This is a genomic window from Arthrobacter sp. HLT1-20, assembly GCF_054510895.1.
Genome location: NZ_JBTNDR010000006.1, coordinates 106294 through 132634, shown reverse-complemented (window position 1 = coordinate 132634; position 26341 = coordinate 106294). Strand labels below are relative to the sequence as shown.

Sequence of the window (26341 nt, the reverse complement as noted above, 5' to 3'; positions counted from 1 at the left end):
AAAACAAGCTAAGCACAGCCCACCGACAAAGAAGTCAGCGAACCGTGCTTAGCTGTGGATAACGCTGTGGCTTGCAAACTGCTTAGGCGTTGAAGAATGCCTTCAAGGCATCAACCCGGTCAAGGTTTTCCCAGGTGAAATCGGGCTCGTCGCGGCCGAAGTGGCCGTGGGCTGCCGTCTTGGCGTAGATGGGGCGCTTCAAGTCAAGGCTGTCGATGATGGCCATGGGGCGCAGGTCGAAGATGGCCGCGATGGCGTCCTCGATGCGGCGCGGGTCAACCGTCTCGGTGCCGAAGGTTTCCACATAGACGCCCACGGGGCGCGCCACACCAATGGCGTAGCCAACCTGTACTTCTGCACGTGACGCCAGGCCGGCGGCAACCACGTTCTTGGCAACCCAGCGCATGGCGTAGGCGGCGGAGCGGTCAACCTTTGACGGATCCTTGCCGGAGAACGCGCCGCCACCGTGGCGGGCCATGCCGCCGTAAGTGTCAACGATGATCTTGCGCCCGGTCAGGCCTGCGTCGCCCACGGGTCCGCCCACCACAAACGGGCCTGCGGGGTTCAGGTACGTCTTGATGGCTGAGACATCCAGGCCCGAGGCGTCCATGACCGGTGCAATAACAAATTCCTGCAGGTCGGCACGCAGCTTGGCCAGTTCCGTCCCTTCGGCGTGCTGGCTGGAGATGACCACTGTGTCCACCGAAACGGGCGTTTCGCCGTCGTACCCGATGGTCACCTGGGTCTTGCCGTCGGGGCGCAGATAGGACAACAGCCCTGACTTGCGCACGTCCGTCAGACGCTCCGAGAGCCGGTGGGCCAGGAAGATGGGGGTGGGCATGTAGGAGGCGGTCTCGTTGCTGGCGTAGCCAAACATCAGGCCCTGGTCTCCTGCGCCCTGGGTGTCGTACTTGTCCACGGCGGTGCCTTCACGGACCTCCAGAGCGTTGAAGACGCCGTCGGAAATGTCCTGGGACTGCTGGCCGATCGAGACGGAAACGCCGCAGCGGGCACCGTCGAAGCCGTTGGCCGAGGAATCGTAGCCAATGTCTAAAATGGTGTTGCGCACAATCGCCGGGATTTCCACGTAGGCGTTGGTTGTCACCTCGCCGGCAACGTGGACCAGGCCAGTGGTGGCCATGGTTTCAACGGCCACCCGGGAATCGGGGTCTTCGGCCAGCAACGCATCCAAAATGGCGTCGCTGATCTGGTCGCAGATTTTGTCGGGGTGGCCTGCCGTCACGGATTCGGAGGTAAATAGGCGCAGGGGGTTTGCTGAAGTCACTGTTCTACTTTACTGGGGAAAGTGCCGCGCTCCATTGGCGGCAGACATGGATTGTCATACACATTGCTTTGACGCACGGTTTAGCGGCCGCCCAGCCGCTGCGCAATAAGATGTACGACGGCGTTGGCAACCTCGCGCTTGCTCCCACCGGTTTGCACGGGCTCGGCACCGTCCAGGGCCAGGATTTCAACCTGGTTGGTGTCCTGGCCAAAGACACGTTCGGAGCCGGAGTCACCGGGGCCAACTTCGTTGACCACCAGGAGATCACAACCCTTGCGCTGCAGTTTTGCCTGTGCGTACGTTCTGGCATCGGCCTGCTCGTCACCTGTTTCGGCGGCGAAGCCAACAATGAGCTGCTGCTGGTTCTGTGCGGCCCTGTGGGCCACCAGTTCCAGCAGGATGTCGGGGTTGCGGACCAGGGTGATGACGGGGTCATCGGTGTTGTCCCGCTTTTTGATCTTGCCAGTGGAGATGTTGGCGGGACGGAAGTCGGCAACGGCCGCGGCCATGATGACAACATCCGCCGTTACCGCGGCAGCCAAGGTGGCGGCCCGCAGTTCCAGGGCTGTTTCAATCTGCTGCAGTTTTGCCCCGGCAGGAGCCGGCACATCCATGGGCGCGTGGATCAAGGTCACGTCGGCCCCGGCAGCTAGGGCGGCCTCTACGAGTGCCACACCCTGCTTGCCCGAGGACTTGTTGCCCAAATACCGCACCGGATCCAGGGGTTCCCGGGTGCCGCCGGCTGTGATGAGGACACGCTTGCCGGCAAGGAGAGCGCTGGTTTCTGCCGTGGGCTCGGCGGGGCTGGGCTCCACGGTGCTGGTCTCCACAGTTGCCGGACGCAGATTTACTGCGGCCAAAACTTCTGCGGCCAAGGCCGGTTCCGGCTGCTCAACCAGGGCCAAGGCAGCGGCAAAAATGTCTGCCGGTTCCGGCAGACGTCCGGGACCCGAGTCGGGGCCCGTCAACCGGCCCACGGCGGGATCCATGATGTGGACGCCACGGGCACGCAGGGTGGCCACATTGGCCACCGTGGCGCCGTGCTGCCACATTTCCGTGTGCATGGCCGGGGCAAAAAGTACCGGCCCCCGGGCCATCAGCAAGGTGGTGGTCAAAAGATCGTTGGCGTGGCCGCCGGCTGCCTTGGCCAGTAGGTCAGCCGTGGCCGGTGCCACCACTATCAGATCGGCCTCGTGGCCCAGCCGAACGTGATTAACGGTATCGACGGCGTCAAACACACTGTTGGTGACGGGGTGGCCGCTCAGCGCCTCCCACGTGGCCACGCCCACAAATTTCGTGGACGCGTCGGTGGGGATGACAGTGACGTCATGGCCGGCCTCGGTGAAAAGGCGCAGCAACAAAGCCGACTTGTAGGCGGCGATGCCGCCGCCTACCCCCAAAACAATGTTAAGTCGTGACACCGTCAGTGTTCTTTACGCGTTGATTAGACGGTCTCTACGGGAGTGGAAACCAGCAGACCCTCGTCGATTTCACGGAAAGCGATGGAGAGGGACTTCTCGTTGAGCTTGGTGTCCACCAAGGGGCCAACGTATTCGAACAGGCCCTCGTGGAGCTGTGCGTAGTATGCGTTGATCTGGCGTGCGCGCTTGGCACCAAAGATGACCAGTCCGTACTTCGAGTCGGCTGCTTCAAGCAGCGAATCGATCGAGGGATTGATGATGCCTTCGGGTTGTGTAGTCAATTACTTCTCCAAAAAGTGTGTAAAGGGGTCTTGCCGATCAATCTAAGACGGATCAAACAATGTGGTGAGGCGTGAGCCCCATCAAGTCAACAAGCGCGGCTGCAGCACGGCTGACATCGTCATTGACGATGATGTAGTCAAACTCCGGCGCGGCAGCAAGTTCCAGTTTAGCTGTTTCTAGGCGGCGCTGCTGTTCCTGGGCCGTTTCTGTGCCGCGTCCCACCAAACGGCGAACCAATTCGTCCCAGCTGGGCGGTGCGAGGAACACAAAATCGGCTTCCGGCATGGCCGCTTTGACTTGGCGCGCCCCTTGCAGGTCAATCTCCAGCAGCACGGACTTTCCTGCAGCCACAGCAGCCTCAACGGTGCTGCGCAGCGTGCCGTACCGGTTGACGCCGTGCACCACGGCCCACTCGAGCAAGTCGCCGTCGGCAACCAGTCCATCGAATTCTTCGGCCGTCTTGAAAAAGTAGTGGATTCCTTCTTCTTCCCCAGGACGGGCCGGGCGCGTGGTGGCCGAAACTGACAGCCACACCACAGGGTAGTTGTCCCGGATGAAGGTGGAAACAGTTCCCTTGCCAACGGCCGTGGGGCCCGCCAGGACTGTTACACCGCTGCGCGGCTTGGTGCGGGTGACATTCTCGCTGGGTACATGGACGTCGCTCATGATCCCTGCCCCAGATAGTCCACCAAGGCCCGGCGCTGATGCACGCCCAGGCCACGCACCCTGCGGGTTGGGGCAATCCCCAGCTCGCTCATGATCACAGTTGCACGTACCTTTCCAATGCCCGGAAGGGCTTCCAATAGTTCACAAACTTTAAGCCTGTCCACGGCTGGTTCCTGTGCCGCCGCAGCGAGAACAGCACCAACTGTCATCTGGCCATTTTTTAGATCAGCCTTGATCCGTGATCTGATGCCCCGCGCTGCTATTGCCTTCAGCCGTGCATCGGCGCGATCTTGGAGTGAAAGTGCTGGCAAATTCACGTAAAGACTCCCCTAGCGATGACGAACAATGGTGCGGACAGGAACAAAGTAATTCTTTGAACCTATCCGCACCAAGGGATCAAATCAATCCGCCAGGAAACTACAAACCCGCCAAGGTCTCCACTGTGGCCTGGCGCAGGGCGGAGATATCCGGCCCGGCTGCCAAGATGCCGCGGCTGGAGGTACCCAGAACGGCCGGATAGGCGGCACCAAAAGTGGCGCGCATATCCGCCCCCGTGGCGCCTTGGGCACCAAGCCCGGGTGCCAGGATGGGGCCGTTGACGGAAGCCAAGTCTATGCCCAGCTCCGTCAATGCCGCGCCAACTGTGGCACCCACCACCAAACCAACTGAGCCCAAGGTCTCATTGGCGTAGCGCTGGTTCTCGGCCGCTGCCGCCTGCACAATGCGTTTGGCCACAGATTCGTGCCCGCCCACGTGCTGCACGGAGGCACCCTCGGGGTTGGAGGTCAGCGCCAGGACGAAAACGCCGCGCCCGTTGCTTGCCGCCAGGTCCAGGGCCGGACGCAGCGACTCGAAGCCCAGGTACGGGCTCAGGGTCACGGAATCCGCGGCAAGGGCGGAACCGTCGCGCAGCCAGGCATCGGCGTAGCCGGCCATGGTGGAGCCAATGTCTCCGCGCTTGGCGTCGGCAATGGTCAACACATGGGCCTGCACGGAGGCCTCAAGGAGTTCCTCCAGTGCTGCCAGGCCGGCCGAGCCGTGACGCTCGTAGAGCGCCACCTGCGGCTTGATGGCCGCGGCCAGGGGCGCCACGGCCTCCAGCACGGTCTGGGAGAACGTCCGCAGGCCCTGGGCAGAGTCCGGCAGGCCCCAGGCCGCCAGGAGCCCCGGGTGCGGGTCGATGCCCACACACAGGGGACCCTTGGCGACCATGGCCGCGGCCAGGCGCGTGCCGAAGCCAGTGTTGTTACTTGGCATGCTGCTCGGCCTGACTGTTTTGCAAGGCTTGGCCAGCTGCCAGAACCTTCGCATGCTCCTGCAAGCTGGTGACATCCCACTCGTAGGTACGCAGGGCCTCCATGGCCTGGACGGCCACGTTGAACTCGGCAACCGTGGTGATGCAGGGTTTGCCGTTGGAGACGGCTGCAGCACGGATCTCGTAGCCGTCGCCGCGGGCCTGGCCGCCGGTGGGGGTGTTGAAGATCATGTCGATGTCGCCGTTGTTGATCAGATCAACAATGGTTCCTTCACCGTCCACGGACGTGCCTTCACCGATCTTGCGCACAATGGTGGAGGCGATACCGTTGCGGCGCAGCACATCCGCCGTGCCGCCCGTGGAAACGATCTCGTAGCCCAGGTCGGAGAGGCGCTTGACGGCCATAATGATGGAGCGCTTGTCACGGTTGGCCACCGAGACAAAAACCTTGCCAGAGACGGGCAGGGCGTTGTTGGCGCCGGCCTGGCTCTTGGCGAACGCCGTGTCAAAGTGCTTGTCAATACCCATGACCTCGCCGGTTGAACGCATTTCCGGGCCCAGCAGCGAGTCAACAACGTGACCCTCCGGGGTGCGGAAACGGTTGAACGGCATGACAGCTTCCTTGACGGACACCGGTGCACTGTCCGGCAGGGTGCCGCCGTCGCCAATTTCCGGCAGGATGTGGTGGACGCTGCGCAGGTGGGCGATGGACACGCCAACACCGATCAGCGCTGCGGCCTTGGCCATCTGCACACCCGTTGCCTTGGAAACAAACGGCACGGTGCGCGAGGCCCGCGGGTTGGCTTCCAAGACGTAGAGGATGTCAGCGGCCAGGGCGAACTGGATGTTGATCAGGCCACGGACGCCCACGCCTTCGGCGATGGCGCGGGTTGCTGCCCGGACGCGGTCCTGCACGTCCTTGCCCAGGGTGATGGGAGGCAGCACACAGGCGGAGTCACCGGAGTGAATCCCGGCCTCTTCAATGTGCTCCATGATGCCGCCGAGGTACATGTCCTTGCCGTCGAACAACGCGTCAACGTCAATTTCGATGGCGTCTTCCAGGAACCGGTCGATCAGGACCGGGTGCGCCTCGGTGATTTCCGTGGCGTTCTTGATGTAGCGGGACAGGTTGGCTTCGTCGTAGACGATCTCCATGCCGCGGCCGCCCAAAACGTAGGACGGGCGGACCAGGACGGGGTAGCCAATCTCATCGGCGATCTTCTTGGCATCGTTGAAGGACACGGCTGTGCCGTTCTTGGGCGCAATCAGGCCTGCGTCATCCAGCACGCGGGAAAACATGCCGCGGTGCTCGGCCAGGTCAATGGCTTCGGGCGAGGTGCCAAGGATGGGGACACCGGCGTCGGCCAGTTCCTGGGCCAGCTTCAACGGGGTTTGGCCGCCCAACTGGACGAACACACCCATGACGCCGCCGGTGCGCTCTTCAGCAGCGATGACTTCCAGCACGTCCTCGAGCGTCAGCGGCTCAAAGTACAGGCGGGTGGAGACGTCGTAGTCGGTGGAGACGGTTTCCGGGTTGCAATTGACCATGACGGTCTCGTAGCCGGCCTTGCGCAGTGCCATGGAGGCGTGCACGCAGGAGTAGTCAAACTCGATGCCCTGGCCAATGCGGTTCGGTCCGGAGCCCAGGATGATGATGGACGGCTTCTCGTGCAGCGCAATCTCATCCTCCTCGTCGTAGGAGGAGTAGTGGTACGGCGTGTAGGCGTTGAACTCGGCCGCACAGGTGTCCACCGTCTTGTAGACGGGGCGGATGCCCAGGGCCTGGCGCACACCGCGCACCACGGCCTCGGAATTGTTGGTCAGGGCGCCGATCTGGGCGTCGGAGAAGCCGTGGCGCTTGGCCAGCTTGAGCATCTCCGGTGTCAGGGCCGTGGACTGGCGGATCGTGGCCGAAACCTCGTTCAGCAGCACGAGCTGGTCAAGGTACCAGGGATCGATGCCGGTGGCAGCGTACAGTTCCTCAACCGTGCCGCCACCCAACAGGGCGCGCTGGACCTGGGAGAGCCGATCGGTGGTGGGGCGCTTGGCGGCCTCGATCAGATCGGGGACATCCAGGGCGTTGACGGAGGAGAAGTCAAGGCTGGCGCCCTTCTGCTCCAGGGAGCGCAGCGCCTTCTGCAGGGCCTCGGTGAAGTTGCGGCCCATGGCCATGGCTTCGCCAACGCTCTTCATGGTGGTGGTCAGCGTGGGGTCCGCCGCCGGGAACTTCTCGAACGCGAAGCGGGGCACCTTCACAACAACGTAGTCAAGGCTCGGCTCGAAGGAGGCCGGCGTTTTCTGGGTGATGTCGTTGGGGATCTCATCCAGGGTGTAGCCCAGGGAGAGCTTGGTGGCGATCTTGGCGATGGCGAAGCCTGTAGCCTTCGAGGCCAGTGCCGAGGAGCGGGACACGCGCGGGTTCATCTCAATCACGACGACGCGGCCGGTGTCGGGCTCGATGGCGAACTGGATGTTGCAACCACCTGTGTCAACGCCAACCTCGCGGATGACGGCGATGGAGATGTCGCGCAGGTTCTGGTATTCGCGGTCCGTCAGGGTCATGGCCGGGGCCACCGTGATGGAGTCACCCGTGTGGACGCCCACCGGGTCAAAGTTTTCAATGGAGCAGACCACAACGACATTGTCGTTCTTGTCGCGCATCATCTCCAGCTCGTATTCCTTCCAGCCCAGGATGCTCTCTTCCAGCAAAACCTCGGTGGTGGGGCTGTACTGCAGGCCCTGGCCCACAATGCGGGTCAAGTCCTCTGGGCTGTAGGCCAGGCCGGAGCCGAGCCCACCCATGGTGAAGGAGGGGCGCACCACCATGGGGTAGCCCAGGTCCTCGGCTGCTGCAAACGCCTCATCCATGGTGTGGATGATGTGGCTGCGGGCCGACTCGGCGCCACAGCGCTCAACGACGCCCTTGAACTTTTCGCGGTCTTCACCGAGTTCGATGGCGGCAATGTTGGCGCCGATCAGCTCGACGTTGTACTTGGCCAGCACGCCGTTCTTATCCAGCGCGATGGCCGTGTTCAGGGCCGTCTGCCCGCCCAGTGTGGGCAAGATGGCGTCGGGGCGTTCCTTGGCGATGATCTTCTCAACCACCTCGGGGGTGATCGGCTCCACGTAGGTTGCATCAGCAAACTCGGGATCGGTCATGATGGTGGCCGGGTTGGAGTTGACCAGGATGACCCGCAGGCCCTCCTCCTTCAACACGCGCAGGGCCTGGGTGCCGGAGTAGTCAAACTCTGCGGCCTGGCCGATCACAATGGGACCGGATCCAATGACCAGGACGGACTTAAGATCTTCTCTCTTCGGCATTACTTGGATTCCTCAGTCTGTGCGTTCTTGGTGGCGCTCATCAAGGCGATGAACCGGTCAAAGAGGTAGGCGGCGTCGTGCGGGCCGGCTGCAGCCTCGGGGTGGTACTGGACGGAGAAGGCCGGAATGTCCAGGCAGGAGAGCCCTTCCACCACCTGGTCGTTAAGGCTGATGTGACTTACTTCAACCCGGCCAAAACGCTCCTCGGGAGCCTGGGTGGGGCCATCCAGGGGGGCGTCCACGGCGAAGCCGTGGTTCTGGCTGGTGATTTCCACCTTGCCCGTGCTGCGGTCCATGACGGGCTGGTTGATGCCGCGGTGGCCGTAGCGCAGCTTGTAGGTGCCGTAGCCCAGGGCGCGGCCCAGGATCTGGTTGCCGAAGCAGATGCCAAAGTACGGCACGCCGGCATCCAGGAAGCTGCGCACAAAGCCCACCTGGCGGTTGGCCGTAGCGGGGTCGCCGGGGCCGTTGGAGAGGAATACGCCGTCGGGGTTCAGCGCCATTGCTTCTTCGAAGGTGGTGGCTGCCGGCAGCACGTGGACGCGCACGCCGCGCTCGGCGAAGCGGGTGGGCGTCATGGCCTTGATGCCAAGGTCCAGCGCCGCGATGGAGAACAGCGGCTCGCCTTCCCAGCCGTGTGCTGAGGGCTCGACGACGTAGGCTTCCTTCACGCTGACCTCTTCAGCGAGCTGTAGGCCTTCCATGGAGGGCTGGGCCAGCACCTCGGCCAGGAGCTCGGCGTGGGTGCTCTCTGCAGCGGCACCGGAGAAAATGCCTGCCTTCATGGCACCGCGTTCACGCAGGTGGCGGGTGATGGCGCGGGTGTCAACGCCCTGGATCCCAACGATGCCCTGGGAGGTGAGCTCGTCGTCGAGCGATCCCTCCGAGCGCCAGTTGGACGGGCGGCGGGCGGCGTCGCGGACAACGTAACCGGCGGCCCAGATCTTGCTGGACTCATTGTCTGCGGCGTTGACACCGGTGTTGCCGATGTGCGGGGCCGTCTGGACAATCAGCTGGCGGGCGTAGGAGGGATCCGTGAGGGTTTCCTGGTATCCGGTCATGCCGGTGGTGAAGACTGCCTCGCCCAGGGCGGTGCCCTGCGCTCCGTAGCTGGTGCCACGGAAAGTGCGGCCGTCTTCCAAGACCAAAAGTGCCTGTGCAGGCATAATTGCATCACTCATTCTCAATTGTTCTTTCCGTTGCTGTCTGCGGCTGGTGTTTCTTTGCCATCAAAAGGGGCCTTAGTCAAAGGCGTGCCTTGTACTTCTTCTACAACATTGTCAGCCATGCCGCCATGGTTCTGGGGCAACAAGGCTGTGAGGGCGTCGAGCAGTGGACGCTTCGCCCCGGCTTCCGCTGTTCGGAATCCTGTGTCCACTTCGGTGCCGGCCAGCAGCCAACTGATGACCACCAGACCGTCCCTCTCGACGAACTTGCCGGCCATGCCTGCCTTGGTTCCCACCTCGGTGAGATCCGCCGCTGCCATGAACAAGTCCTGGCCACCTTTGCGCTCCACCACAACGCCTGTGCTGTAAACGTGCACCACGGCCGGTGTCCTGATGCCCAGGCTGTGAACGGCCAGGCGGTCAAGCCAGTCCCCTGCGTTGGTGGTGACAACATACTGCCCGGGAACACTGATCAGTGCGGCGCCCAGATCGGCCGGAACGCCAGGCAGTTCCCCCACACTTCCCTGGCGTTTGAGCTTGTTGCGCCAGCCCCACCACATCAAGGCAAAGGCCACCACAACAATCAGCAGTGTCAGGATGCCCGGCAGGATACGCTCATCCACTAGTTCGCTCCGTAGTTGTACGGGGTGTTCAGCTTGCCGTCGAGTACCGTGGGGTGGCCGTTGAAGAACGTGGCCATGACCTTGCCGGGCAATACCAGCCCGGCGAAGGGCGAGTTGCGTCCCTTGGTGGCCATGGCGTGCGGGTCAACGTTCCAGCGTGCTGCAGGGTCCACCAGCACAATGTTGGCCGGCTCCCCCACTTCCAGGGGCCGGCCCTGATCGGCCAGCTGGCCAATCCGTGCCGGGGCGGTGGAGGTGACGCGGGCAAAGTCGGCCCAGCTCATCAGGCCGGTTTCAATCATGGTTTCCGCCACCACTGAGAGGGCCGTTTCCAGGCCTGTCATGCCCATGGCGGCCGAGGCCCATTCGCATTCCTTGGCTTCGCTGGGGTGCGGTGCGTGGTCGGTGCCCACAATGTCGATGGTGCCGTCGGCCAGGGCCGCACGCAGGGCGTGGACGTCGGCGTCGGCGCGCAGCGGCGGGTTGACCTTGTACACGGGGTTGTAGCTGCGCACCAATTCCTCGGTAAGGAGCAGGTGGTGCGGGGTGACCTCGGCCGTGACGGAAATGCCGCGTTCCTTGGCCCAGCGGATGATCTCCACCGAACCCGCTGTGGAGACGTGGCAAACGTGCAGGCGTGAACCCACGTGCTGTGCCAGCAAAACGTCGCGGGCAATGATGGATTCCTCGGCCACTGCGGGCCAGCCGGCCAGGCCCAGATCGGCGGAGACAACGCCCTCGTTCATCTGGGCTCCTTCCGTGAGGCGGGGTTCCTGCGCGTGCTGGGCGATCACGCCGTCGAACGCCTTCACATACTCCAGCGCACGGCGCATCATGACGGGGTCGCTGACGCAGATGCCGTCGTCGGAGAACACCCGGACGCGGGCCTTGGAATCGGCCATGGCGCCCAGTTCGGCGAGTTGCTTGCCGGCCAGACCCACGGTGACGGCACCCACGGGGCGCACATCCACCCAGCCGGACTCGCGGCCCAGGGAGTAGACCTGCTCAACAACGCCCGCGGTGTCCGCAACTGGTGAACTGTTGGCCATGGCGTGCACAGCAGTGAATCCGCCCAGGGCGGCCGCACGGGTGCCGGTCTCCACGGTTTCGGCGTCTTCGCGGCCGGGTTCGCGCAGGTGGGTGTGCAGGTCAACCATGCCCGGCAGCGCCACCAGGCCCGCGGCGTCGATGACGGTTGCGTCTCCAACAACCTCCGCGGGGAGGTCCACGCCCACGGCCGTGATGATGCCGTCGGCAACCAGGATGTCGGCTGTGGTGTTGCCCAGCAGGGACGCTGCGCGAATCAGGTAACTGGAGGAAGTCATGAGTGGTCCTTAGCGTTCGGCACTGTATTTTTCACTACAGCAGGTGTGGAAGAAGTGGTGTTCTCGCGCAGTTCCCCGGCGAGCAGCAGGTACAGGGTGGCCATACGCACGGAGACGCCGTTGCGCACCTGGGCCAACACTGTTGAGCGGGGCGAATCTGCCGCCGCGGAGGAAATCTCCAGCCCGCGGTTCATCGGCCCGGGGTGCATGATGATGGTGTCCTTGAGGTTCAGCGCATCCAGCTTGGCCAGCCGCGCGTCGTCGAAGCCCCAGCGGCGGGCGTACTCGCGGGTGGAGGGGAAGAAGGAGGCATTCATGCGTTCGGCCTGCACCCGCAGCATCATGACGGCGTCCACACCGGCCTCCAGCGTTGCATCCAGGTCGTAGCTGACCTCGCAGGGCCAGTGTTCGACGCCGATGGGCAGCAGGGTGGGCGGCGCAACGAGCGTCACATGGGCGCCAAGAGTGCGCAGCAGCCACACATTGGAGCGGGCCACGCGGGAGTGCAACACGTCCCCGGCGATGACCACACGCATGCCTGACAAGTCTGCGCCCACCGAGGAGGTGCCGCTGAGCTTGGCCCAATGGGCGCGCATGGTGAACGCATCCAGCAGGGCCTGCGTGGGGTGGGCGTGGGTGCCGTCGCCGGCGTTGATGACGGCGGCGTCAATCCAGCCCGAGTTGGCCAGTCGAGCCGGAGCACCGGAGGCCCAGTGGCGGATGACTACGGCGTCGGCCCCCATGGCCTGCAGGGTTTGGGCCGTGTCCTTGAGCGATTCACCCTTGGAGACGGAGGAGCCCTTGGCACTGAAATTGATGACATCTGCTGAGAGGCGCTTGGCGGCTGCTTCAAAGGAGATGCGGGTGCGGGTGGAGTCTTCGAAGAAGAGGTTTACAACCGTGCGTCCGCGCAGGGCCGGAAGCTTTTTGACTTCACGCTCCCCCACGGCAGCCATTTCCTGGGCTGTGTCCAGGATCTGGATGGCGTTTTCACGGCCGAGCGCCTCGGTTCCCAACAAATGCCTCATGCGCCGCCCTCAATAACAACTGGTCCTGATTCGATGACAACCTCATCCGGGACATCCACGCCGTCGATCTCGGCAAGGTGCACCCGCACTTTTTCGCTCGAGGAGGTGGGCAGGTTCTTGCCCACGTGGTCAGCCCGGATGGGCAATTCCCTGTGGCCGCGATCCACCAGGACGGCCAGGCGCACGGCGCGGGGCCGGCCCAGGTCCACGAGGGCGTCCAGGGCTGCCCGGATGGTGCGTCCGGAGTACAGCACGTCATCGACCAGCACAATGGTTTTGCCATCAATGCCGGAGACGGGAAGCTCGGTTCGCTGCGGGGCCCGGGTGGGCTGGTGGGCAAGATCGTCACGGAACATGGTGACATCAAGTTGGCCCACAATGGCTGCCGGATCGATCGCGGGGTCGCTGGCGGCCAGTTTGGCGGCCAGTCGCTGGGCCAAGGGATACCCGCGTCGCGGGATACCGAGCAGCAGCAGGTTGGCTGAGCCCTTGTTGGCTTCCAGAATTTCATAGGCGATACGAGTCAACGCCCGTTCAATATCTGCCGCGGTAAGAACCACGCGGGACACATTGAGCGGCGCTGAGCTGTTGTGAACGTCCTCAAAAGCTGAAGAGGAATTATTCATTTTCTCGCGTCCCCTTTCCCCGCCTCACAGGACGGAATTAAAAGGTTGATTGCTTCCCTCAAAAGTACCACAACAGCCACCACCGGCCCGAGCCGCAGAGCCCGCCGCAGGGTCTTTGCGCGCGCCATCTTTCACAGCGCAGCGGCTGGCCCTAGTCTGAGAACTATGAGTGAACCCGGCCACTGGCACAACCCCGCCGACGGCGCCCCGAATCAACAGCCACAGGATGGCCAACCGCCGCTACCCCAGGCCCAGGGGCCGGGCACGGCCCTGAATTACAAGCCGGACTATTGGGCCCATCCGGCACCCGCCCCGCTGCCCAAGCGGGCCGCCGGGACCGGCACCAAAGTGATGAACATCATCCTGCTCTGCGTGTTTGGTCTGGTTGCCGGTGGCACCTTGGTGTTCTTTGCCTTTTCGCTGGGCATGAGCGTATTCCTGATCTGCGGGCTGCTGGCCCTGATCCCGCTGACCATTTGCGTGTTCACGCTGCTCTGGATTGACCGGTGGGAACCGGAACCCATTCCAGCCCTCATCCTTGGTTTTTGCTGGGGCGCCGGCATGGCAGTCATCACCACACTGGTGCTGGGCAGTTGGGTGCAGCCGCTGCTCATGGCCGGAGGCAGCGAGGCCGACGCCGACATGGTGGGGGCTGTCATCCAGGCCCCGCTGGTGGAGGAATTTTGCAAAGGCGTTGGTCTGCTGCTGCTGTTCTTTCTGCGCCGGCGCACCTTTGACGGCCCGGTCGACGGCGTTGTCTACGCCGGCATCATCGCCGCCGGCTTCGCCTTCACCGAGAACATTCTCTATTTTGGCAATGAACTGCAGGAATCCAATGGCGCAGCCGGCGGGCTCGTGGCCATCTTTGTCATGCGGGGACTCATGTCCCCCTTTGCCCACGTCATGTTCACAGCCACCCTGGGGCTCTGTGTGGGGTACGCAGCCCGCAACGGCGGCACGCTGATGGTACTGGGCGCCTGGGTGGTGGGGCTGGTTCCGGCCATGTTCCTGCACGGCCTGTGGAACGGCACATCGTTCCTGGGCGCAAACTTCTTCATTGTGTACGGCATGCTCCAGGTGCCGCTGTTCATCGTGTTCATCCTTGGCATCATCTGGCTGCGCCGCTCCGAGGCAAAACTGACGCGCAAGCGCCTGGCCGACTACGTCCCGTCCGGCTGGTTCACCGAGCAGGAGGTGCCGATGCTCGCAACAGGCGCCGGCCGGCGTCGTGCCATGGCGTGGGCCAAGACATTCGCGGCCGGGCCCGTCATGAAGGAGTTCATCCGCCTGGCCACACGGCTGGCCTTCACCCGGCAGCGGCTCCTGGTGGACGCCAAGGGCGCGCCAGGCAGCGGCGCGGCACGGCGCTTTGCCACCGGCCAGGTGCTGGAGCTGACGCTGCTGGAGAAGATCACTGCCGTGCGCAACGAGCTGCTGGGCCGCCACGCCCACGCCGTGTGGTCCGCCCAGCAGATCCAACAGGCCCAGCTGGCGCAGCACATGCAACAATAGGTGCACAACGTCCAACCCCCGCGCTATTAGCCCCTTAAACAACTGACCCGCAGAAAACGGCGAAAATACACGGTTTTACCGTGATTTTCGCCGTTTTCTGCGGGTCAGTTGTAAAAAGTGTCAGGCCAGGAGGGAGGGCTTGATCTGCTGCAAACGGCCCAGCAGACCGTTGACGAACTGCGGGGATTCATCCGTGGAGAGAATCTTGGCCAGTTCAACAGCTTCACTGACAGCCACGGCGTCGGGGACGTCGTCGTTGTACAGCAGCTCCCAGGTGCCAATGCGCAAGATGATGCGGTCAACGGCAGGCATGCGCTCGAGCGTCCAGCCCTGCGAATACGTCTGCAGGAACTCGTCGATGCTCTCAGCCATGGCCGTGACGCCCTCAACCAAATCGACCGTGTACGGGTTGATGATTTGATCAATCTTCTCGCGGCGGGCGGTCAGCGCGGACATGGCGCTGACGTCGCGCTGTTCAGCCTCGAACAAAATGTCCAAGGCACGGCGGCGAGCCTTGCTACGCGCCGAATTCGGTTTGCCCGTGGGGCTTATCTGGGGGCTTGCCACTACTCGCTTACACGTCCCTGGTAGCTTCCGTCACGCGTGTCAACCTTGACAAGTGTGTTGTTCTCAACGAACAAGGGAACCTGGATCTCGTAGCCGGTTTCCACCGTGGCGGGCTTGGTGCCGGCGGAGGAGCGGTCACCCTGGAGGCCGGGCTCGGTGTACGTGATGCGCAGCTGAACCGACGGGGGCAGTTCAATGTACAGCGGGGTGCCTTCGTGCAAGGCGATGGTGACGTTGATGTTTTCGAGCATGAAGTTGGTGGCGTCACCAACAGTCTTGGCCGGAACCGTCAGCTGGTCAAAGTTCTGGTTGTCCATGAAGACGAAGTCTTCGCCGTCCTGGTACAGGTACTGGTAATCGGAGCGGTCAACAACTGCCGTTTCAATCTTCAGGCCAGCGTTGAACGTCTTGTCAACAACCTTGCCGGAGAGGATATTGCGCATCTTGGTGCGAACAAACGCGCCACCCTTGCCGGGCTTGACGTGCTGGAACTCAATGATGTTCCACAGTTGGCCCTCAAGCTTGAGAACAGTGCCGTTCTTAATGTCGTTAGTCGTTGCCACAGTAGCCTCTTACGTATAAGTGTTATCAAAAATCCATTGACCATATTACCGCACTAAGCCGGGCGGCGCCGCATGATCCTCACCACCATGACGCAATTGGCGGCACAGCCGAACCGCCTTATTTGAAGTCCTCGGCCCGTTCGGCCAGATCCAGGGCCCGTTTCAGCGAAACTGTTGAGGAATAAATGGCCGTGGCATCCGCCCCCGATGCCACCCTCAGCTCCAACGCCGTGGCAAACTTCTGCGCCGCAGCCACAAACTGGCCGTTGCTGAAGTACACCTTGCCAAGCTGCTGGAAAATCCACGGTTCCAGGGACGTGGCACCCACCTCGGGCAGCAGGGCCTTGAGCAATTTCTCGGCCCGGACAAAATGCTTCGAGGCACGCAGCACCTCGGCATCGAGCACCTGCAACCTGATGGAGGCCGGGTCGGCCAGGCGGGCCAGCGCCACAGCCTCGGCGGCCTCGCTCGTGAAGCCGCGGGCCAACATCACAAAAATGGCGTCGCCGGCATCGTCGGAACGCGCCAGCGCCTCCGCACACACGTCCTCATCCACAACCTCCGGCAGGAGCGTGTCGGGGTTGAGCGCGGTGCCCGGAAAACCGGCTGAGGGCCAATCCTTCAACCCCATTTATGACGCAATCTCTTGGTAGGCGGCAAACAGCAAAGACGTGTCCGGGACGTCCAGGATCCCGGGCCGGCCCACGCCGTCGAGCACCACAAAGCGCAACAGGTCGCCGCGGGTCTTCTTGTCCCGGCGCATGGCATCGAGCAGGGCCTGCCAGCGGTCCCTGCGGTAGCTCAGGGGCAGCCCCAACTGCTCCAGGATGGTCCTGTGGCGGTCGGCCTCGGCATCGCTGAGACGCCCCACGCTGCGGGCCAGCTCCGCGGCAAACATCATGCCAACGGAAACCGCTGCACCGTGGCGCCAGGAGTAGCGCTCGGTCAACTCGATGGCATGGCCCAGGGTGTGGCCGTAGTTGAGAATTTCGCGCAGGCCCGACTCCTTCAGGTCCGCGGAGACCACCTTGGCCTTGACGGTGATGGCGCGCTCCACGAGTTCACGCAAAATGGGTGAACGCGGGTCCTTGACGGCCTCCGGGTTCGCCTCAATCAGGTCAAGGATGACCGGGTCTGCGATGAAGCCGCACTTGATGACCTCGGCCATGCCGGAGATGAGCTCATTGGGTGGCAGGGTGTCCAGCGTGTCCAGGTCCACCAGGACGCCGGCCGGCGGGTGGAATGCCCCCACCAGGTTCTTGCCCTCGGCCGTGTTGATGCCCGTCTTGCCGCCCACGGAGGCGTCCACCATACCCAGCAGGGAGGTGGGCATGTGAACCACCTTGACGCCGCGCAACCAGGTGGCTGCCACAAAACCTGCGACGTCGGTCACGGCGCCGCCGCCCACGGCAACAATGGCGTCGGAGCGGGTGAAATCGTTCTGCCCCAGCACCTGCCAGCAGAAGGCCGCCACCTGGATGTGCTTGCCCTCTTCGGCGTCGGGGATCTCGGCCGTGAGCGTTGTGAAGCCCGCGGCCTCCAGGTCGTCACGGACAGTGTCACCTGTCAGGCGCAGGGCACGCGGATGAATCACCAGGACCTTCTTGACGCGCTCCCCCAGCAGGGCCGGCAGCTGGGACAAAAGCCCACGGCCCACCACCACGTCGTAGTTCTCACCGGGCAGGGCGCCGGTGACCTTGATGACGGTGTTGGGAGTTGCTGTTGCGTTTTCGGTATTCACTGTGCGGAATTCTCTTTCCTTGGTTCTGCTTCCAGCAGATCGATCAGCCGCTCAACTAGTTGCGGCACATTAGAGTTGCTCACATCAAGGGTGATGTTTGCCAGCCGGGCATAGACGGGGCCGCGAACACCGGCCAGTCGCTGCCAGGTGGCCACGGGGTCGCTGGCCAGTAGGGGCCGGCCGGTGTTGCGCAGGATGCGTTCCCTGACGGTTTCCACATCCGCGCTGAGGAAAACCACCGTGGCCCGGGCCAGCAGTTGCTGCGTACCCGAATCCAGCACGGCGCCCCCGCCCAGGGACAGGACCACGGGCTTGGGCTTGGGCGAATCGAGCACATCGGCGATGGTCCGGGCCTCGAGCTGCCGGAAGTGGTGCTCCCCGCGCCCAGCGAAGATGCGGGCCACGGGGCCGTGCTTGGCCACGATCTTGTGGTCGGAGTCAATGAACTCCACCCCCAGGACGCGGGCCAACTCTGCCCCAATCACGGATTTTCCAACGGCCATGGGGCCGATCATGACAATGGGCCGGTGTGGCGTGAAGCGCTGTGCCGCGCCCGGTTCCTTGTCAGCTGCCATCAGTGCGCCAGGGTGTCCAGATTCGCCGGGATCGCGGCCAGGTAGCTGTCCATGTTGCGCTTGGTTTCGGCAATGGAGTCCCCGCCGAACTTCTCCACGAGTGCCTCGGCCAGCACCAGGGCTGTCATGGCCTCGGCCACAACGCCTGCCGCGGGCACTGCGCAAACGTCCGAACGCTGGTGGTGCGCCTTGGCGGGCTCGCCGGTGGCAACATCAATCGTCTTCAGGGCGCGCGGCACCGTGGCGATGGGCTTCATGGCCGCACGGACACGCAGCACATCCCCCATGCTCATGCCGCCCTCAATGCCGCCTGCGCGGTTGGAGGTGCGGATGATCCGGCCGTCGGCGTCGCGCACAATCTCATCGTGTGCAGCCGAACCCCTGCGGGCGGCCGTGGCGAAGCCGTCGCCCACCTCAACACCCTTGATGGCCTGGATGCCCATGAGGGCACCGGCCAGGCGTGAATCCAGGCGGCGGTCCCAATGCACGTAGCTACCCAAACCGGGGGGCAGGTTGTAGGCCAAAACCTCTACGACGCCGCCCAGGGTTTCGCCCTGCTTCTGGGCCGTGTCAACTTCGGCAACCATGGCCGCGGAGGTGACTGCGTCAAAGCAACGCAGCGGATCTGCGTCCAGGGCTACAACATCTGCAAAGACCGGCAGTGCCGCGTCCTCGGGTGAGGCAACGCCGGCAATCTGCACCGTATGGCTGACCAGTTCAACCCCAACGGCGGCGAGCATCTGGGCGGCAACAACACCCAGGGCCACGCGGGTGGCTGTTTCGCGGGCGCTGGCACGCTCCAGCACGGGGCGGGCCTCACTGAAGGAGTACTTCTGCATGCCGGTGAAGTCTGCGTGGCCGGGGCGCGGACGCGTCAAGGGGGCGTTGCGGGCCTGACCCGCAAGCTCGGCGGCATCCACGGGGTCAGCAGACATGATCTGCTCCCACTTGGGCCATTCCGAGTTCGCAATCTGGATGGCCACCGGACCGCCCTGCGTGAGTCCATGGCGGACACCACCCAAGATGGTCACCACGTCCTGCTCAAACTTCATCCGGGCACCGCGGCCGTAGCCCAGCCGGCGCCGTGCCAGGGCGTCCTGGATGTGGGCGCTCGTGAGCTCCACACCGGCAGGCACGCCTTCAATAATTCCCACGAGTGCCGGGCCATGTGATTCTCCGGCGGTCAACCAACGCAACATACTCTCTATCCTGCCATGTTCTGCTCGTGGGGATCCCGCCGATGGACGCCGATTGCGTCGCACATCACATCCATGACGTCCCCTACTTGTGCTGCGTCCAGTGCGCTGTACCCTCCAGCGACTGCAAACAGCTTGACTTGTTCCACACCTTGGTACAAAAGCATTTCAATGCCGGCCACCACAACGCCGCCGGCCTGCTCCCATGCCTGCGCCAACGCACTGGGCCAGGGGTCATAGGCGGCGTCAAGCAGCACTGCACCCTCCACCGCTGACCCTTGCCCGGCGAAGGCGTGCGCCGTGGCATCCGCCGCGCGGGGCGGCAGGGTGGAGATGACGACGTCGAACCCCGCCAGGGCGCCCGGGGCGCCGTCGAAGAGCTCAAGTGACAGGGTGACCCCCAGCGCCGCCGCGACCGCCTGCACCTCGGCACCCTTGGCCAGCTTGCGCACAAAGACGGTGATCTCCGGGGCACCCAGCTGGGCCAGCGCGGCCACGGCCGAAACGGCCGTGCCGCCGCCGCCCAGGATGGCTGCACGCGGACGCTCAACCACCCCGGCATGGCGCAAAGCGTTGACAAGGCCCGCAACATCCGTGTTGTCGCCGCGCAGGTGGGCAACACCTGCGGGCGTTTGGGTGCACACAATGGTGTTGACGGCACCCAGCGCCCGGGCCGTGGGGGTGAGTTCATCCATCAGCTCCACGGCCACGTTTTTCAGCGGCATGGTGACGGAGAGCCCATACCAGTTCTTCTCGGCCCGCACCTGGGCCAGGAAGCCCGCCAGGCCGGACTCCTGGACGTCGATGGCCGTGTAGGCCAGATCGGCGCCCAGGGCGGCGTAGGCAGCGTTGTGCAGGGCCGGTGACTTGGAATGGCCAATGGGGTGGCCCAGCACCGCGCCGCGAAGCGGATCAGCCAATTACTTGCACTCTCCCGGGTTCGCTTCACACCAGGCCACGTACTTGGCCACATTGACCTGGTGCTCGGCAAACGTGGCCGCATACAGCGTCTCGCCTGTCTTCAGATCCACTGTCACCCAGAAGTAGTACGGGTTTGACTGCGGGTGTGCTGCCGCCTCGATGGCCTTGATGCCGGGTGAGCCGATGGGACCCACCGGCAGGCCGGGCAGGGCGAAGGTGTTGTACAGGTTGGTCTTGTCAGCTTTTTGTTCGGCCGTCAGGTTGTACGTTTTCAGGCCCAGCCCGTAGGCCACAGTGGCATCGGATTCGAGCCTGCCACCGGTTTCGCCGTTGGGGTTGTTGATGCGGTTCTCAATGGCACCGGAAATCTTGGCGTAGTTTGCCTCATTGCCTTCGAATTCAATGATGCTTGCAACGGTCAACACCCGGTACTGTTCAGCCGGATCGGTGATTCCTGTGTCGGTGAGTGACTTTTTGGTGGCCGTGACCATCTGGGCAAGAATTCCCTTGGCGTCCAGCTCAATGGGGAAACGGTACTCCCCCGGGGCCAGGTAGCCTTCAAGGTTTTTGGCCTGGGCGGGCAGTTCAAAGAGTTTGGGCTGTTTGGCCAGCGCCTCAAAGTCGGCCAGAGGCATGCCCGTGCTCTTGGCCAAAACGGCAAGGGTGTCATTGATGCGCAGGTTTTGTGCCACGGCTGCGTAGTGGACCTTGTCATCGCCGGCGGCCAGCAAGATGGTGACCGCGTCGGCGGCCTTCATCTGCAGCTTCATCGAGAAGTTGCCCGGCTGCAAGGATCCGGAGCCGTCGGCCGCCTTTAGCGCATCCAGGAACGCCTGCTCGCTGGCCACAACGTCCTTGGACTTGAGCTCGCTCGCCACGGTGCGGCCCGTGGCACCGGTGGGCACCACAATCTGCACAGACCCCGTACCTGGGCCGGGGTAGTCGGCAACCGTGAAGCCGCCGAGCATGGGCCGCACGGCTTGGACGGCAAAGTACACCACTGCGGCGAACATGACCAGAATGATCAAGAACACCAGGCTGCGGCGGCGCTTGCGGACCCGTTTGGACACACGGCTGGTCCGGCGCGATGGCAGGGCTTCCTCGTGGTCCTCGCGGTGCGGTTCGGCAAAGTATTCGGTGCCGTGATCCTCGGGAGCGTGTTCGTGCTCCCAAAACTCTTCGGGGTCGCCGTCGTGCTGGGCCTGTTCATCGTGCGGGGCGTCTGTACCGTCCCGGAATACATTATTCATCGGGCCGTGCTCGATTCATCCGGCACACTGCTTGGCGTGGAAATGGTGGAAACCTCTTCGTGGTCAGATTCACCGGCAGTCCCCACAACGCTCGGCTGATGTACGCGCACTTGCTCTCCAACATTGGCGTTGCGCGCTTTTTGCATATCGATAGCATGTTGCAATATCTCGACAGCTGCAACTTGATCTACTACTTTACGGTGTTCACGGCTACTCACACCAGCGCTGTGCAGAGCATTGTGGGCGCTGACAGTTGTCAGCCGCTCATCAATCAGCAACACCGGCACCGCCAATTCGGCAGCCGCCAGCGCCTGTGCCAGGAGCTGGGCGTAGCTGCGCGCCATCTGTGCCGAAGCTTTTTCCTCACCCTTCATGGTCCGTGGCAGGCCCACAAAGACCTGGCATGCGCCGCGCGCGGCCGCTTCCTTGACCAAAACCTTGATGTCGCTGTTCTTCTTCAGATCGCGGCTCAAGGTTTTCACCGGCGTGGCGAGAATCCCATCAGGGTCGCAGGAGGCCAAACCAACACGGACCATGCCAACGTCCACACCAAGTTTGACCCCCTGCGGGTAATTTTTCTCCGGCACCAGAACCCTATGACCGGTTCTTCACGGCGTCACTGACAGCAGCCAACGCGGCGCCAATGGCCTTCACGTCGCTGCCGCCGCCCTGAGCCATGTCCGGCTTGCCGCCGCCACCGCCGCCGAGGATGCCCGATGCCAGTTTGACCAGGTTGCCTGCCTTAATGCCTGCCTCGCGTGCACCCTCATTGGTGACCACCAGGATGATGGGCCGGCCATTGCTGGCACCGGCGACGGCAATCGTGGACGGCGGCGAACCGAGGCGGTCGCGCAAATCCAGGGCCAGGGCGCGCAGGTCGTCGGCGCTGCTGACCTCGCCTGCGTCGTGCGCAATGACCCGCACGCCGTTGGCCTCCACAAAGGAGCCGGCCAGGTTGGCCGCGGCCGCACCGAGCTGTTCCTTGCGCAGACGCTCCAGTTCCTTCTCCGCAGTCTTGAGCTTGGCCAGGGTTGCCGCCACGCGCTCCGGGAGCAGGTTGGAGGGAACCTTGAGCATGTCGGAGAGGGAGCTGACCAGTGCGCGTTCGGCAGCTAGGTGACGGAACGCATCCATCCCCACAAAGGCCTCCACGCGGCGGTTTCCGGAACCCACAGACTGCTCGCCCAACAACGTCAGCGAACCGATGCGGGACGTGCTGTCCACGTGGGTGCCGCCGCAGAGTTCACGGGACCATGCGCCGTCGATCTCCACAACACGCACCTGCGCACCGTAGTTCTCGCCGAACAGGGCCGTTGCGCCCAGCGCCTTGGCGGCGTCCAGGTCCATGACCTTGGTGTCAACGCGGTAGTTGTTGCGGATGGCAATGTTCGCCACTTCTTCAATTTCCGAACGGGTGGCAGCACTCAGGCCCTCACCCCAGGAGAAGTCGAAGCGCAGGTATCCGGCCTTGTTGTAGGAGCCGCGCTGCAGTGCCTCCGGGCCGAGGATCTGGTGCAGGGCTGCGTGCACAATGTGCGTGCCCGTGTGGGCCTGCTCGCCTGCGTGGCGGCGTTCACGGTCGACGGCGGCGCGCACCACGGCGTCGGCGGGCAGTTCACCCTCGCGAACGATTGCCTGGTGGACGCTCAGTCCCTTGATGGGGCGCTGGACGTCCAGGACCTCCACCACAAAGCCGTCGCCGGTGATCAGGCCGGTGTCTGCCGCCTGGCCGCCTGCTTCGGCGTAGAAGGGTGTCTCGTCCAGGATCAGGGAGATTTCCTGGCCGGTGGAGGCGAACGCCACAGGCGCCCCGTTGGAGAGGATGGAGCGCACACGGCCCTGGCTCTCCAACTCGTTGTATCCGGTGAAGACGGTTTCACCCTTGGCCAGCAGCTCGTGAAAGACTGTGAGATCGGCGTGGCCGCTCTTCTTGGCCTTGGCATCCTTCTGGGCGCGCTGGCGCTGCTCCAGCATGAGGGCGCGGAAGCCGCTTTCATCCACGGCAAGGCCGGCTTCGCCAGCCATTTCCAAGGTCAGGTCAATGGGGAACCCGTAGGTGTCGTGCAGGGCGAAGGCCTCGGCAGCTGACAGGTTGGTGTTGGCGGCCTTGGATTCCTTGACGGCCTCTTCCAGGCGTGCGGTGCCACTGGCGATGGTGCGCAGGAAGGAGCGTTCCTCGGCGTAGGCAATGCGGGCAATACGCGCAAAGTCAGTCTCAACCTCGGGATAGGCGCCCTTCATGGCGTCGCGGGAGACGGGCAGCAAATCCGGCAGCACGGCGGTTTCCACGCCCAGCAGGCGCATGGCGCGCACGGCACGGCGGATGAGGCGGCGCAGCACGTAGCCGCGGCCCTCGTTGGAGGGTGATACGCCGTCGGAAATCAACATCAGGGATGAACGGATGTGGTCGGCAACCACGCGCAGGCGCACGTCGTCGGTGTGGTGCGGGTCCTTGGGGTCCTCGGTGGAGGTGTAGTTCTTGCCGGCCAGTTCGGCGGCCTTGTCCAGGACGGGACGGACCTGGTCGGTCTCGTACATGTTCTCCACGCCCTGGAGAATCATGGCCAGGCGCTCCAGCCCAAGGCCGGTGTCGATGTTCTTCTTGGGCAGTTCGCCCAGGATCTCAAAGTTGTCCTTGCCGGTGCCTTCGCCGCGCTGGAACTGCATGAATACGAGGTTCCAGATTTCAATGTAACGGGTGTCATCAGCGGCCGGGCCGCCGTCCACGCCGTACTCGGGGCCGCGGTCGTAGAAGATTTCCGAGCAGGGGCCGGCGGGGCCGGGCTGGCCGGTGGACCAGTAGTTATCCGCCTTGCCCATTTTCTGGATGCGGTCAGCGGGGACGCCGATCTTGTCGCGCCAGATTTCCAGGGCTTCCTCGTCGTCGAGGTAGACGGTGACCCACAGCTTCTCGGCCGGCAGGCCATAGCCGCCCGCAGCCAGGGGGCTGGTCAGCAGCTCCCAGGCGTAGCTGATGGCGCCTTCCTTGAAGTAGTCGCCAAAGGAGAAGTTGCCGCACATTTGGAAGAAGGTACCGTGGCGGACGGTCTTGCCCACCTCGTCGATGTCGCCGGTGCGGATGCACTTCTGCACGCTCGTGGCACGCTGGAACGGGGGAACTTCACGGGCCGTGAGGTAGGGAATGAACGGAACCATGCCGGCAACTGTGAACAACAGTGACGGGTCGGAGGACACCAGTGAAGCTGAGGGCACGGGGGTGTGTGACTTGCTGGCGAAAAAATCTACCCAGCGGCTTGCAATGTCGTGCGATTTCATTAGCCTGGTGGCTCCTTCAATAGTTCTAGCGTTCTAGCGGGCAAAAAAGTACAACAAATGTGCAGGCGTGTGAAAAGTGTTTAGCGGCGTTCGGAGCCGCTGGCCGGATCAACGCCCAGTGCCACGCGCAAATCCGATTCGCGCTCATTCATGTTCTCACGCAGCGCATCGGCAAAGTCGTGAATCGAGTCGCTGACACGGCCAACCGCGCGGTTGAGGCCCGCGGGCCCCAGGGCGCCCTGTGCAGCGGAAATCTTGCGGGCGGCAATGACACCTATGGTGATGCCCACCCCAAGCCAAAAGATCTTCTTCATGAGTTTCTCCTTCAGTGGCTTCTTTTAGCGGCTGCGCTTGCCGCGTTTGGGCTTGCCTCGGCCGGCAAAGGCCTGGCGCACGCCGTAGGAAAACGCTGCGACCTTGATCAGCGGTGAGCCGATCGTGGCGGCCACCAACGCCGAGAGGGCCGAAATATTGGCTGTGGCGTCCGAAACGTTGTTGGAAATGCCGTCCACCTTGCCCAGGGCCGTGTTGGTGGTGGCCACAGTGGCTGTGACCTCATCAATGAGGGGCGTCGTGCCGTCACTGATTTGCTTGATGGTCACGCGCATTTCATCGAAGACCTTGCCCAATTTCAGAATGGGAACAGCCAGTATGGCGACCAAGACGGCAAAGACGCCTGCCGCTATCAATCCTGCAATATCGCCACCACTCATGGAGGGCTGCCTCAATTCCTTGGCTCGTGGACGTAAGTTTCGTTCCTAAGTACCCTACCGAACAGTAAAGGTGCTTTGGCTACAAAACAGCCCGCGGCGCGTGCCGCGGGCTGTCTTGTGTTTCAAGCTACGTATGATCGTAAGCTCTACCGACGCTAATGAAATTTAGCGTGAGTAGAATTCAACAACCAGCTGCTCTTCACAGGTTACGGGAACCTCGGCGCGCTTGGGCTTGCGAACCAGACGAGCCTGCAGGCTCTCCAGCTTCACATCCAAGTAGGCCGGGACGGCGGGGAGCACGTCGCGGTGAGCACCAGCTGCAGCAAGCTGCAAAGGAGCCATGGACTGGCTGCGCGGGTGCACGTGGATCAGCTGACCCTCGGCAACGCGGAATGACGGGCGGTCCACGCGGGCGCCGTCAACCATGATGTGGCGGTGCACAACCAGCTGGCGAGCCTGGGCCGTGGTGCGGGCGAAGCCGGCACGCAGAACCAAAGCGTCCAAACGGGTTTCCAAGATCTCAACCAGGTTCTCACCGGTCATGCCCTTGGTGTGCTTGGCTTCTTCGAAGGCACGGGTCATCTGTGCTTCGCGGATGCCGTACTGGGCGCGCAGACGCTGCTTTTCGCGCAAGCGTACCGCGTAGTCGCTGTCCTGCTTCTTGCGGGCGCGGCCATGCTCACCGGGGCCGTACGGGCGGCGTTCCAGGTACTTGGCAGCCTTCGGGGTCAAAGCAATGCCGAGGGCTCGCGAAAGGCGAGCCTGACGGCGGGCACGTGTGTTGTTAGCCACTTGTGTCCTTCCAATATTTGCAATAAGTATTTGTCCTGGCCTCCATTGTGGAGAGTTGGGGCTATTGCAACCCATCGCTACAGCACCTGGGCATGCGCAACAAGCTAGTGAAAGGGCGCGAAGATTCGCGCTTTTTCAGCGGTGATGTTGTGTATGGAGCCAAGGCTTGCCAGTGCAGCATCAACTCTACCACTTCACCCAACACGGGCACCAAGTTGCCGCCCGTGTCAGCGCGCC

General features: G+C 63.3%; 26 protein-coding genes. 1 reads left to right on the top strand and 25 read right to left on the bottom strand.

Annotation, left to right across the window (positions count from 1 at the left end):
- Positions 1-82: 82 nt before the first annotated feature.
- From metK to pyrR, 12 genes are all read right to left on the bottom strand, one after another.
- On the bottom strand, positions 83-1285 hold the full coding sequence (gene metK, locus ACX80Q_RS05705; RefSeq protein ID WP_459329551.1) for a methionine adenosyltransferase: 1203 nt from the start codon (positions 1283-1285) through the stop codon (positions 83-85).
- A gap of 80 nt (positions 1286-1365) precedes the next feature.
- Positions 1366-2706, bottom strand: coding sequence for a bifunctional phosphopantothenoylcysteine decarboxylase/phosphopantothenate synthase (locus ACX80Q_RS05700; RefSeq protein WP_459329550.1), 1341 nt, complete (start codon positions 2704-2706; stop codon positions 1366-1368).
- A 23-nt stretch (positions 2707-2729) separates the two neighbouring features.
- Entirely contained in the window at positions 2730-2987 is a 258-nt protein-coding gene (rpoZ, locus tag ACX80Q_RS05695) for a DNA-directed RNA polymerase subunit omega (RefSeq protein WP_038462701.1), read from the bottom strand.
- Between the two features lie 52 nt (positions 2988-3039).
- Positions 3040-3654: a guanylate kinase gene (gmk, locus tag ACX80Q_RS05690; protein ID WP_459329549.1), complete on the bottom strand. Its 615-nt coding sequence runs from the start codon at positions 3652-3654 to the stop codon at positions 3040-3042.
- The gene (gene mihF / locus ACX80Q_RS05685; RefSeq protein WP_459329548.1) at positions 3651-3971 is read right to left on the bottom strand and encodes an integration host factor, actinobacterial type; all 321 of its coding nucleotides are present in this window, start codon (positions 3969-3971) and stop codon (positions 3651-3653) included. The genes gmk and mihF overlap by 4 nt, the downstream gene beginning before the upstream one ends.
- 100 nt (positions 3972-4071) lie before the next feature.
- Complete coding sequence (pyrF, locus tag ACX80Q_RS05680; RefSeq protein ID WP_459329547.1) at positions 4072-4911, bottom strand: orotidine-5'-phosphate decarboxylase; 840 nt, start codon at positions 4909-4911, stop codon at positions 4072-4074.
- The gene (carB, locus tag ACX80Q_RS05675) at positions 4901-8230 is read right to left on the bottom strand and encodes a carbamoyl-phosphate synthase large subunit (protein WP_459329546.1); all 3330 of its coding nucleotides are present in this window, start codon (positions 8228-8230) and stop codon (positions 4901-4903) included. The genes pyrF and carB overlap by 11 nt, the downstream gene beginning before the upstream one ends.
- Positions 8230-9411, bottom strand: coding sequence for a glutamine-hydrolyzing carbamoyl-phosphate synthase small subunit (gene carA, locus ACX80Q_RS05670; protein ID WP_459329545.1), 1182 nt, complete (start codon positions 9409-9411; stop codon positions 8230-8232). The genes carB and carA overlap by 1 nt, the downstream gene beginning before the upstream one ends.
- A gap of 2 nt (positions 9412-9413) precedes the next feature.
- The gene (locus ACX80Q_RS05665) at positions 9414-10019 is read right to left on the bottom strand and encodes a PH-like domain-containing protein (protein WP_459329544.1); all 606 of its coding nucleotides are present in this window, start codon (positions 10017-10019) and stop codon (positions 9414-9416) included.
- Positions 10019-11344: a dihydroorotase gene (locus ACX80Q_RS05660; RefSeq protein WP_459329543.1), complete on the bottom strand. Its 1326-nt coding sequence runs from the start codon at positions 11342-11344 to the stop codon at positions 10019-10021. The genes ACX80Q_RS05665 and ACX80Q_RS05660 overlap by 1 nt, the downstream gene beginning before the upstream one ends.
- The gene (locus ACX80Q_RS05655; RefSeq protein ID WP_459329542.1) at positions 11341-12372 is read right to left on the bottom strand and encodes an aspartate carbamoyltransferase catalytic subunit; all 1032 of its coding nucleotides are present in this window, start codon (positions 12370-12372) and stop codon (positions 11341-11343) included. The genes ACX80Q_RS05660 and ACX80Q_RS05655 overlap by 4 nt, the downstream gene beginning before the upstream one ends.
- On the bottom strand, positions 12369-12998 hold the full coding sequence (gene pyrR, locus ACX80Q_RS05650; protein WP_103465601.1) for a bifunctional pyr operon transcriptional regulator/uracil phosphoribosyltransferase PyrR: 630 nt from the start codon (positions 12996-12998) through the stop codon (positions 12369-12371). The genes ACX80Q_RS05655 and pyrR overlap by 4 nt, the downstream gene beginning before the upstream one ends.
- A gap of 165 nt (positions 12999-13163) precedes the next feature.
- Between pyrR and ACX80Q_RS05645 the strand changes: the two genes are divergently transcribed.
- Positions 13164-14510 (top strand): PrsW family intramembrane metalloprotease, encoded by a 1347-nt coding sequence (locus ACX80Q_RS05645; RefSeq protein WP_459329541.1) that lies wholly within the window; start codon positions 13164-13166, stop codon positions 14508-14510.
- Between the two features lie 120 nt (positions 14511-14630).
- Here the strand turns inward: ACX80Q_RS05645 and nusB are convergent, their stop codons facing one another.
- The 13 genes from nusB to rpsD form a co-directional block, all read right to left on the bottom strand.
- On the bottom strand, positions 14631-15062 hold the full coding sequence (gene nusB, locus ACX80Q_RS05640; RefSeq protein ID WP_459329574.1) for a transcription antitermination factor NusB: 432 nt from the start codon (positions 15060-15062) through the stop codon (positions 14631-14633).
- A 14-nt stretch (positions 15063-15076) separates the two neighbouring features.
- Positions 15077-15640, bottom strand: a complete 564-nt coding sequence (efp, locus tag ACX80Q_RS05635; protein WP_103465598.1) for an elongation factor P — start codon at positions 15638-15640, stop codon at positions 15077-15079.
- A 118-nt stretch (positions 15641-15758) separates the two neighbouring features.
- Positions 15759-16271 carry a tetratricopeptide repeat protein gene (locus tag ACX80Q_RS05630; protein WP_459329540.1) on the bottom strand — a complete coding sequence of 171 codons (513 nt, stop codon included), beginning with the start codon at positions 16269-16271 and terminating at the stop codon, positions 15759-15761.
- Complete coding sequence (aroB, locus tag ACX80Q_RS05625) at positions 16272-17381, bottom strand: 3-dehydroquinate synthase (RefSeq protein WP_459329539.1); 1110 nt, start codon at positions 17379-17381, stop codon at positions 16272-16274.
- Positions 17378-17956: a shikimate kinase gene (locus ACX80Q_RS05620; protein WP_459329538.1), complete on the bottom strand. Its 579-nt coding sequence runs from the start codon at positions 17954-17956 to the stop codon at positions 17378-17380. The genes aroB and ACX80Q_RS05620 overlap by 4 nt, the downstream gene beginning before the upstream one ends.
- Complete coding sequence (gene aroC / locus ACX80Q_RS05615) at positions 17956-19155, bottom strand: chorismate synthase (RefSeq protein WP_459329537.1); 1200 nt, start codon at positions 19153-19155, stop codon at positions 17956-17958. Before aroC ends, ACX80Q_RS05620 begins: the two co-directional genes overlap by 1 nt.
- Before the next feature lie 5 nt (positions 19156-19160).
- Positions 19161-20072 carry a shikimate dehydrogenase gene (locus ACX80Q_RS05610; protein ID WP_459329536.1) on the bottom strand — a complete coding sequence of 304 codons (912 nt, stop codon included), beginning with the start codon at positions 20070-20072 and terminating at the stop codon, positions 19161-19163.
- On the bottom strand, positions 20073-21323 hold the full coding sequence (gene mltG, locus ACX80Q_RS05605; RefSeq protein WP_459329535.1) for an endolytic transglycosylase MltG: 1251 nt from the start codon (positions 21321-21323) through the stop codon (positions 20073-20075).
- Positions 21320-21859, bottom strand: a complete 540-nt coding sequence (gene ruvX / locus ACX80Q_RS05600) for a Holliday junction resolvase RuvX (protein WP_459329573.1) — start codon at positions 21857-21859, stop codon at positions 21320-21322. The genes mltG and ruvX overlap by 4 nt, the downstream gene beginning before the upstream one ends.
- A gap of 58 nt (positions 21860-21917) precedes the next feature.
- Entirely contained in the window at positions 21918-24599 is a 2682-nt protein-coding gene (alaS, locus tag ACX80Q_RS05595) for an alanine--tRNA ligase (RefSeq protein WP_459329534.1), read from the bottom strand.
- A gap of 80 nt (positions 24600-24679) precedes the next feature.
- Complete coding sequence (locus tag ACX80Q_RS05590) at positions 24680-24913, bottom strand: hypothetical protein (RefSeq protein ID WP_459329533.1); 234 nt, start codon at positions 24911-24913, stop codon at positions 24680-24682.
- A gap of 24 nt (positions 24914-24937) precedes the next feature.
- Entirely contained in the window at positions 24938-25312 is a 375-nt protein-coding gene (locus ACX80Q_RS05585) for a DUF948 domain-containing protein (RefSeq protein ID WP_103465589.1), read from the bottom strand.
- Between the two features lie 165 nt (positions 25313-25477).
- Positions 25478-26104, bottom strand: a complete 627-nt coding sequence (rpsD, locus tag ACX80Q_RS05580) for a 30S ribosomal protein S4 (RefSeq protein ID WP_459329532.1) — start codon at positions 26102-26104, stop codon at positions 25478-25480.
- Positions 26105-26341 lie beyond the last annotated feature (237 nt).